6 protein-coding genes are annotated in these 7463 nt (G+C 67.4%); 4 read left to right on the top strand and 2 right to left on the bottom strand.

Features of this window, described 5'->3' with window-relative positions:
- Window positions 1-123 precede the first annotated feature (123 nt).
- Window positions 124-765: a class I SAM-dependent methyltransferase gene (locus tag MMF96_RS16785; protein ID WP_256884209.1), complete on the bottom strand. Its 642-nt coding sequence runs from the start codon at window positions 763-765 to the stop codon at window positions 124-126.
- Window positions 766-928: 163 nt separating this feature from the next.
- On the opposite strand from MMF96_RS16785, the gene hflX reads away from it, so the two are divergent.
- Window positions 929-2572, top strand: a complete 1644-nt coding sequence (gene hflX / locus MMF96_RS16780; protein WP_256884208.1) for a GTPase HflX — start codon at window positions 929-931, stop codon at window positions 2570-2572.
- Entirely contained in the window at window positions 2565-4607 is a 2043-nt protein-coding gene (locus MMF96_RS16775; protein ID WP_256884207.1) for an ATP-dependent DNA helicase, read from the top strand. The genes hflX and MMF96_RS16775 overlap by 8 nt, the downstream gene beginning before the upstream one ends.
- A 112-nt stretch (window positions 4608-4719) precedes the next feature.
- On the opposite strand, the gene lexA is transcribed toward MMF96_RS16775, so the two are convergent.
- Complete coding sequence (lexA, locus tag MMF96_RS16770) at window positions 4720-5463, bottom strand: transcriptional repressor LexA (protein WP_218063152.1); 744 nt, start codon at window positions 5461-5463, stop codon at window positions 4720-4722.
- A 294-nt stretch (window positions 5464-5757) separates the two neighbouring features.
- Here lexA and MMF96_RS16765 point away from each other — a divergent pair, with 294 nt between their 5' ends.
- Both MMF96_RS16765 and MMF96_RS16760 read left to right on the top strand, forming a co-directional pair.
- Window positions 5758-6174 carry a LysM peptidoglycan-binding domain-containing protein gene (locus MMF96_RS16765; protein WP_256884206.1) on the top strand — a complete coding sequence of 139 codons (417 nt, stop codon included), beginning with the start codon at window positions 5758-5760 and terminating at the stop codon, window positions 6172-6174.
- 62 nt (window positions 6175-6236) lie between these two features.
- Window positions 6237-7334: a histidinol-phosphate transaminase gene (locus tag MMF96_RS16760; RefSeq protein ID WP_176617317.1), complete on the top strand. Its 1098-nt coding sequence runs from the start codon at window positions 6237-6239 to the stop codon at window positions 7332-7334.
- The last annotated feature ends 129 nt before the right edge of the window (window positions 7335-7463 follow it).

Genomic DNA, 7463 nt, shown 5'->3' with positions numbered 1-7463 from the left:
AAGGGTGTCCAGATCGGCGTCCACGAGGACCTCCGGGTTCGGCGTTTGGTTTGATACCGCCGATTGTGGGCGCCCTTGCCCTTCAAAGCATCACACCACGCCGCACACCTTGGAATTACACATCTAGACGGCGGCGGGGCGCAGGACCTTCAGGATCCGGAACGCCTTGTGCGTTGAATCGCGGGAAACCGTGAACCCGGCATCCGGGTACCGTTCGGCAAGCTCCCCGGCGAGCCAGCGCTGGAGCGAATCCGAGCCCAGGTTCTTTTGCACCACCAGGTAGGCCGTGCCGCCGGCGGCCAGGCGGGGCAGCCACATCAGCAGGATCGAATGCAGCTCCGACTTGCCCACCCGGATGGGGGGATTGGACCAGATGGTGTTGAAACGCACGGCCGGGTCCACGGCGTCGGGCGTGGACGCGCGCACATTGGCCAGGCCCAAGGCGGCGGCGTTGTCATTCGTCAAGTCGATGGAGCGCTGGTTGACGTCCACGGCATGGACGGTGGCACCGGGGGAGCGCAGCGCCAGGGTCAGGGCCACGGGCCCCCAGCCGCAGCCAATGTCGAGCAGGTGTCCCTCCGGGGACGGCGGCGGCGCCCCGTTGAGGAGCACGGTGGTGCCCTTGTCCACGCCGTCCGGGCTGAAAATGCCGCCGGCCGTCTGCAGGCGGCGTTCGGCACCGGCCAGGAACACCGTCAGCGGCCGCCGCTTCAGCGGCGTGGCCGGCTGTGGACTGAAGTAATGATCTGCTCCCTGAGTACCCATAGTCCTGCCAGATTAGTGGCAATTGCGGGCCAACGGTATTTGGGCACTCCCGGGCCGGTGCCCCGGGGCCTGGCCGCCGGGTTGTCCACAGGGCCGTCCCGGCGAAGGTGTGGCTGTCGGTGCCCGGGACTACGATTGAGGTATCGCCCCCGTTAAGGAGAACATGTCCAACCCATCTGCACCCCACGGTGCCGCCGACGACCACGGCCCCCGCGGCACATCCGCTGCAAGCCCTGCCGCCTCGGACCCCTCGGTCACGGAGATTGAAGCCGTGATTGACCGCATCCTGGCCAAGGACGCCGCCGTCGGGCGGGCCGCCCGCGAGGACGCCCGGCTCGACTCCGAAGATCCCGATTCAGCGGCCGGGACGTCCCACCCCATCATTGGACGGGCCCAGGCACTTTCCCGGCTGGACTTCCAGCACAGCAGCTTCGACGGGGACCAGTCCGAACTGGCCGCCCGCAACGCCTTGCGCCGCACCGCCGGGCTGTCCACGGAACTTGAAGATGTCACCGAGGTTGAGTACCGCCAGCTGCGCCTGGAGCGGGTGGTCCTGGCGGGGCTGTGGAGCGAAGGCACCATGGCCGACGCCGAAAACTCGCTGCGCGAATTGGCCGCCCTGGCTGAAACTGCCGGCTCCGAGGTGCTGGACGGGCTGGTGCAGCGCCGCGCCAAGCCGGACCCCGCCACCTACCTGGGACAGGGCAAGGCCCAGGAACTGAAGGACATCGTGCACGCCACCGGCGCGGACACCGTAATTGTCGACGGCGACCTTGCCCCTTCCCAGCGGCGCACGCTCGAGGAAGTCGTCAAGGTCAAGGTCATTGACCGCACGGCCCTGATCCTGGACATTTTCGCCCAGCACGCGCAGTCCCGGGAGGGCCGGGCACAGGTGGAACTGGCCCAGATGGAATACCTGCTCCCGCGCCTGCGCGGCTGGGGTGAATCCATGTCCAGGCAGGCAGGCGGCCGGGTCGGCGCCGCCGGCGGCGGCATCGGCTCGCGCGGACCCGGTGAGACCAAGATGGAACTGGACCGGCGGAAGATCCGCACCCGCATGGCCAAGCTGCGCCGGGAAATCGCCGCCATGAAGCCGGCCCGGGAAACCAAGCGGGCCAACCGAAAGCGCAACGCCGTGCCGTCCGTGGCAATTGCCGGGTACACGAATGCCGGCAAGTCGTCCCTGCTCAACCGCCTCACCGATGCCGGGGTGCTGGTGGAAAACGCCTTGTTCGCCACGCTGGACCCGACCGTCCGGAAGACCGAAACGGCCGACGGCCTAGGCTACACCCTGGTGGACACAGTCGGCTTTGTCCGTTCCCTGCCCACCCAGCTGGTGGAGGCGTTTCGCTCCACCCTCGAAGAGGTGGCCGACGCCGACCTGATCCTGCACATCGTGGATGCCTCCCATCCGGACCCGGAAGGCCAGATTGCCGCCGTGCGCACGGTGTTCACCGAAGTCGGGGCGCAGAAGATTCCTGAAATCATTGTCCTGAACAAGGCGGACATCGCCGACCCCTTCGTGGTGGAGCGGCTGCGGCATCGCGAACCGCGCACCGTGGTGGTTTCCGCCCGCACGGGGGCCGGGATCGAAGAGCTGCTGGCAGCGATCAGTGCGGCCATTCCCCGGCCCAGCGTCGAGTTGACACTGCTCATTCCCTACGACCGCGGCGACGTCCTGAACCGGCTCCACCGCAGCGACGCCGAGATCATCAGCATCGAGCACGGCGAGCACGGCACCATTGCCCATGTCCGGGTCCGCGAAGACCTGGCCAGTGAAGTCGAGCCGTTTGTCCAGCATGGGTGAGGCCGCAACCACCGCGGGGCCGCTCGCGGCCCAGGCGCTGGAACTGCTGGACAGCGCCGTGGCAGCCATGGGCGGCCAGCGCCGTGAGGGCCAGCATGAGATGGTCCGCCGGGTCGTGGCAGCGCTGGAAAGTGGCGAGCACCTGCTGGTCCAGGCCGGCACGGGGACCGGGAAGTCCCTGGCCTACCTGATCCCGCTGATTGTGCATTCGCTGACCAGCGACAAACCCTCGGTTGTGGCGACGGCAACGCTGGCCCTGCAGGCCCAGATTGTGGGCCGCGACGTGCCCCGGCTGCTCGCTGCGCTGGAGCCGCTGCTGCCACGGCCCATCGATGTGGCGCTCGTCAAGGGACGCAGCAATTACGTGTGCAAGCACAAGCTCGAAGGGGGGTTCCCGTCCGAGGATTCCGCCAAGGGCGCCCTCTTCAGCCTGGGGGAAGACTCCAGCGTGGTGCACCTGCCCGGTGCCAAGTCCGGCCCGTCATCGCCCCTGGGCCGGGAAGTGGTGCGGCTGCGGGAATGGGCCGGGACTACGGAAACCGGCGACCGCGACGAACTCCTGCCCGGCGTCACGGACAAGGCCTGGCGACAGGTCTCGGTCACGTCAATGGAATGCCTCGGGGCACAGAAATGCCCGCTGGCCGAAGTGTGCTTTTCCGAGCTGGCCCGTGCCAAGGGCGGCGAAGCGGACATCGTGGTCACCAACCACGCCATGCTCGCCATCAGCGCCTTCGAGGGCATTGCCGTGCTGCCCGACTACGACGTCGTGGTGGTGGACGAGGCCCATGAGCTCCAGGACCGTGTCACGGGCGCCGTGACCGGCCAGCTGTCCGTGCAAATGGTGCAGGCCGCCGCGTCCAGCACGCGCAAGCATACCGGTGTGTCGGTGGAGGCGCTCCATGGTGCGGCCACGGCCCTGGACATGGCATTTTCGGGCATGCCCAGCGGGCTGCTGCCCAATGGACTCAACGACGAACACGCCGCAGCCATTGAACAGTTGCGTGATGCGGCCCGCGTGGCGCTGTCCGACTCCAAGCCGGACGGCAACGCGGCAGCCGACGGCGGGCGGTCGATCGCCAGGTCCCGGCTCAACCTGATCTTTGACCTGTGCGAACGGCTGCTCACCGCCAGGGATTCCCGCGAAGTGGTGTGGACCTCCCGCACCGGGACCTTCGCTCCCGGCAAGGGCTACCAGAAGGCCGACGAGAGCGAACCCCCCGTCATCAACATTGCCCCCCTTAGCGTGGCCGGCAAGCTCCGCGAGGGCCTGTTCGCGGACCACACGGTCGTGCTGACCTCGGCCACGCTGGCCATCGGTTCATCGTTCCAAGCCACGGCCGGGGGGCTGGGGCTGCTGGGCGCCAATGCACCGTCCTGGACCGGCGCCGACGTCGGCTCGCCCTTTGACTACCCCAAGCAGGGCATGCTGTACGTGGCTTCGCACCTGGCCAAGCCGGGCTTTGGCAATTCCCCCGAACAGCTGTCCGAGTTGGAGGCCCTCATCAGCGCCGCGGGCGGCGGCACGCTGGCCTTGTTCTCCTCGCGGCGGGCTGCGGAGGACGCGGCGGAAAAGCTGCGGAAAAAGCTCAAGGTCAAGATCCTCTGCCAGGGCGACTCGTCCATGGCCGGACTGATCAAGGAATTTTCGGACGAGCCGGACAGCTGCCTGTTTGGCACCATGTCCCTCTGGCAGGGCGTGGACGTCCAAGGCGCCTCGTGCCGGCTCGTGGTCATCGACAGGATTCCGTTTCCACGACCGGACGATCCCCTTGTCACGGCACGGGCCAGGGCCGTGGCCCAAAGCGGCGGTGACGGGTTCATTGCCATCTCCGCCACGCACGCTGCCATCCGGCTGGCACAGGGCGTGGGGCGGCTGATCCGTTCCAGCAGCGACCGCGGCGTGGTTGCCGTCCTGGACTCCCGCCTGGCGAACGCCGGCTATGGCGGCTTCCTCCGTGCCGCGCTGCCGCCCTTCTGGTCCACCAAGGACCGAGCCGTAGCCCTCGCCGCGCTGCAGAGGCTTTCCGGCAAGTAGCCGCCGGCGCCAGCGGGCCCGGCATTTTTCCGTCGGCTCTCCGACGCCGCGGCCCCGGGCGGCCTTGGCGCCTCCTTACGCCTCCGACAAAAAATGTCGGCTCCGGGCTTGCCTACAGGCTGCGGAGGACGGAGACGACCTTGCCCATGACGGTGGCTTCGTCGCCGAGGATGGGCTCGTAGCGCGTGTTCTGCGGCAGCAGCCACGTGTGGCCGTCGCGCTGGCGGAACGTCTTGACTGTCGCCTCGTCGTCCAACAGCGCCGCAACGATGTCGCCGTTGTCGGCCATGTTCTGGCGCCGGACCACCACCCAGTCGCCGTCACAGATGGCCGCATCAATCATGGAATCGCCGGCTACCTTCAGCATGAACAATTCGCCGCTGCCCACGATCTGGCGGGGGAGCGGCATGATGTCATCGACCATCTGGTCCGCCAGGATGGGCCCGCCGGCCGCAATCCGTCCCACGAGGGGAACAAAGGCGGTGTCCGAGGCACTGCTCAGTTGGGCAAAGTTCAGCCCGTTCGAGCTGCGGACCTGGTCCGGGTCGTTGACGCCCTCAATGGACACGGTGCCGTTGTCAATGACCAGCGGGATGAGCACCTCCATGGCGCGGGGGCGCTTGGGGTCGCGGCGCAGGTATCCGTGCCGTTCGAGCTGAATCAGCTGGTGGGTCACGCTGGACAGGCTGGCCAGGCCCACGTTGTCGCCAATTTCCCGCATGGACGGCGGGTATCCCTTGTCGGCAATGGAGCGCTGGATGCATTCGAGAATCTTCTTCTGCCGCACCGTAAGCCCCTTCATTCCTGCCCTGCTGGGGGCCTGCGGGATTCGATGCGGAGGTTCCGGTAGCGCCATGGTCCTTCGATCCTTTCTGGGGATGCAGCCAATAATGTCAGTGCCTGCTGGTGGACTGCTCTTGTTGGCGAATCCTTTCCCTCAAGATTAAGCCCGATATCGACGAATTTCAAACATTTGTTCTATCGAGTCTTGGCAAGCGTCGTCAATAGATGCTAAAACTAAGAGAACAAGGATAGAACATACGTTCTATCGAACATATTGTGCATGGAAGTCGTCTCCAGTCAGGTGTTTGCGGTCCTCCCCGAGGGGTGGCCGCCAAGGTGGCGGGGTCCCTGCGAAAGGAATGAAGTCATGAGTGCATTGGTGATTTCCCGCCCGGGCCCGGCCGTGGCCGCCCCCACGCCGCGTCGGGCGGGAACGGAACGTCCGACGCCCGCCACGGGGCTGCGCCTGACCCGGCGCGGACGCATGCTGCTGCTTGGCCTGCCGGCACTCGCGGTGACGGCCGTGCTGGTCTTTTCCCTGCTGGCCGTCCTGCTCGGTTCCCTGGCCAGCCCGGCCAAGGCGTCGACCCGGGATGCCGGCGCCGGCCTGGGCGGCCCTGCGGCCGTCACCGTCCTGCAGGGCGACAGCCTGTGGTCGATCGCGGCCGCCAGCGCCGGCACGCGTGACGTACGTGACGTCGTGGCTGACATTGTGTCCCTGAACAATCTCGGCAGCAGTGTCCTTCAGGCCGGACAGCGCCTGTACGTCCCGCTCCCGGAGTAGGCCACAGGGTCCCCGGGCGTCACAAGTTCGTGTCAGGCCTCCTGCCGCCTTAAACTGGTGGGATGGACCAGTTTGAACGTCTCAGCCAGTTGCCCCTTCGTGACGATTTGCGCGGCCAGCATCCCTATGGCGCGCCGCAGCTGGACGTTCCGATCCTGCTCAATGTCAATGAAAACACCTTCGGGGTGCCGTTGGATGCCAAGGAAGCGATCCTCAAGGCCGTCTCTGACGAGTTGGACGGGCTGAACCGCTACCCGGACCGCGAATTTACCGAACTGCGCCGGGCGCTGGCCGCCTACCTGGGCCACGGCCTGGTCGAAGAAAACATCTGGGCCGCGAACGGTTCCAATGAGGTCCTGCAGCAGCTGCTCCAGGCCTTCGGCGGCCCGGGCCGCAGCGCCATGGGATTTCCCCCCACATATTCGATGTACCCGTTGCTGGCCAGCGGCACCGGCACCGCCTACGTGGCAGGCGTCCGCGGGGATGACTACAGCCTCACGGCCGAATCCGCCGCCGGACAGGTGCGGGCGCAGGCCCCCAACATTGTCTTCCTCTGCTCGCCCAACAACCCCACCGGCACGGCGATCGGGCTGGATGTGGTCGAAGCGGTCTATGCGGCGGGGGAGGCCTCCCAAGCCATCGTGATCGTAGACGAGGCCTATGCGGAGTTTGCCCACGCCGGCACCCCCAGTGCCCTGTCCCTGCTTGAGGGCCGGCCGCGCCTGGTGGTCTCACGCACCATGAGCAAGGCCTTCGCCCTGGCCGGGGCCCGGGTGGGCTACCTGGCATCCGCCCCGGAAGTTGCCGATGCCATCCGGCTGGTCCGCCTGCCCTACCACCTCTCGGCCATCACCCAGGCCACGGCCGTTGCCGCCCTGCGCAATTCAGACGCCCTGCTGGCCAACGTCGAGGCCATCAAGGTCCAGCGCGACCGCATCGTGGCTGAACTGCTGGCGATGGGGCTGGCGCCGGCGCCGTCGGACTCCAACTTTGTCTTCTTCGGCGGCCTGGCCGACCCCGCGGCCGTGTGGGCCGGATTGCTGGCCGCAGGCGTGCTGATCCGCGACGTCGGCATCCCCGGCCACCTGCGCGTCACCGCCGGCACGGAGGCCGAGACCACCGCGTTCCTGGACGGGCTGCGCGCCATCCTGGCGAAATAGCGAAGCGGCGCCCGGCGTCGTGCCGCCGCCGGGGCGGGACACCAGCGCCCTTGCGTCTAAACTGGTGGTACACCAACACGAACGTTGCACGTGCCATGCCATGCCCGTCATCGGGCGCCCCAGGAAGCA

Source organism: Arthrobacter sp. STN4 (assembly GCF_024539665.1).
Classification (GTDB): domain Bacteria; phylum Actinomycetota; class Actinomycetes; order Actinomycetales; family Micrococcaceae; genus Specibacter.
Note: the sequence above shows the minus strand (reverse complement) of the source record. Positions and strands in the feature narration are given on the sequence as shown.

Bases quoted from the DNA above. Each gene is read 5' to 3' on its own strand.
- MMF96_RS16785 (WP_256884209.1), bottom strand. From the start codon at position 765: ATGGGTACTCAGGGAGCAGATCATTACTTCAGTCCACAGCCGGCCACG.
- MMF96_RS16775 (WP_256884207.1), top strand. From the start codon at position 2,565: ATGGGTGAGGCCGCAACCACCGCGGGGCCGCTCGCGGCCCAGGCGCTG.
- MMF96_RS16765 (WP_256884206.1), top strand. From the start codon at position 5,758: ATGAGTGCATTGGTGATTTCCCGCCCGGGCCCGGCCGTGGCCGCCCCC.
- hflX (WP_256884208.1), top strand. From the start codon at position 929: ATGTCCAACCCATCTGCACCCCACGGTGCCGCCGACGACCACGGCCCC.
- lexA (WP_218063152.1), bottom strand. From the start codon at position 5,463: ATGGCGCTACCGGAACCTCCGCATCGAATCCCGCAGGCCCCCAGCAGG.
- MMF96_RS16760 (WP_176617317.1), top strand. From the start codon at position 6,237: ATGGACCAGTTTGAACGTCTCAGCCAGTTGCCCCTTCGTGACGATTTG.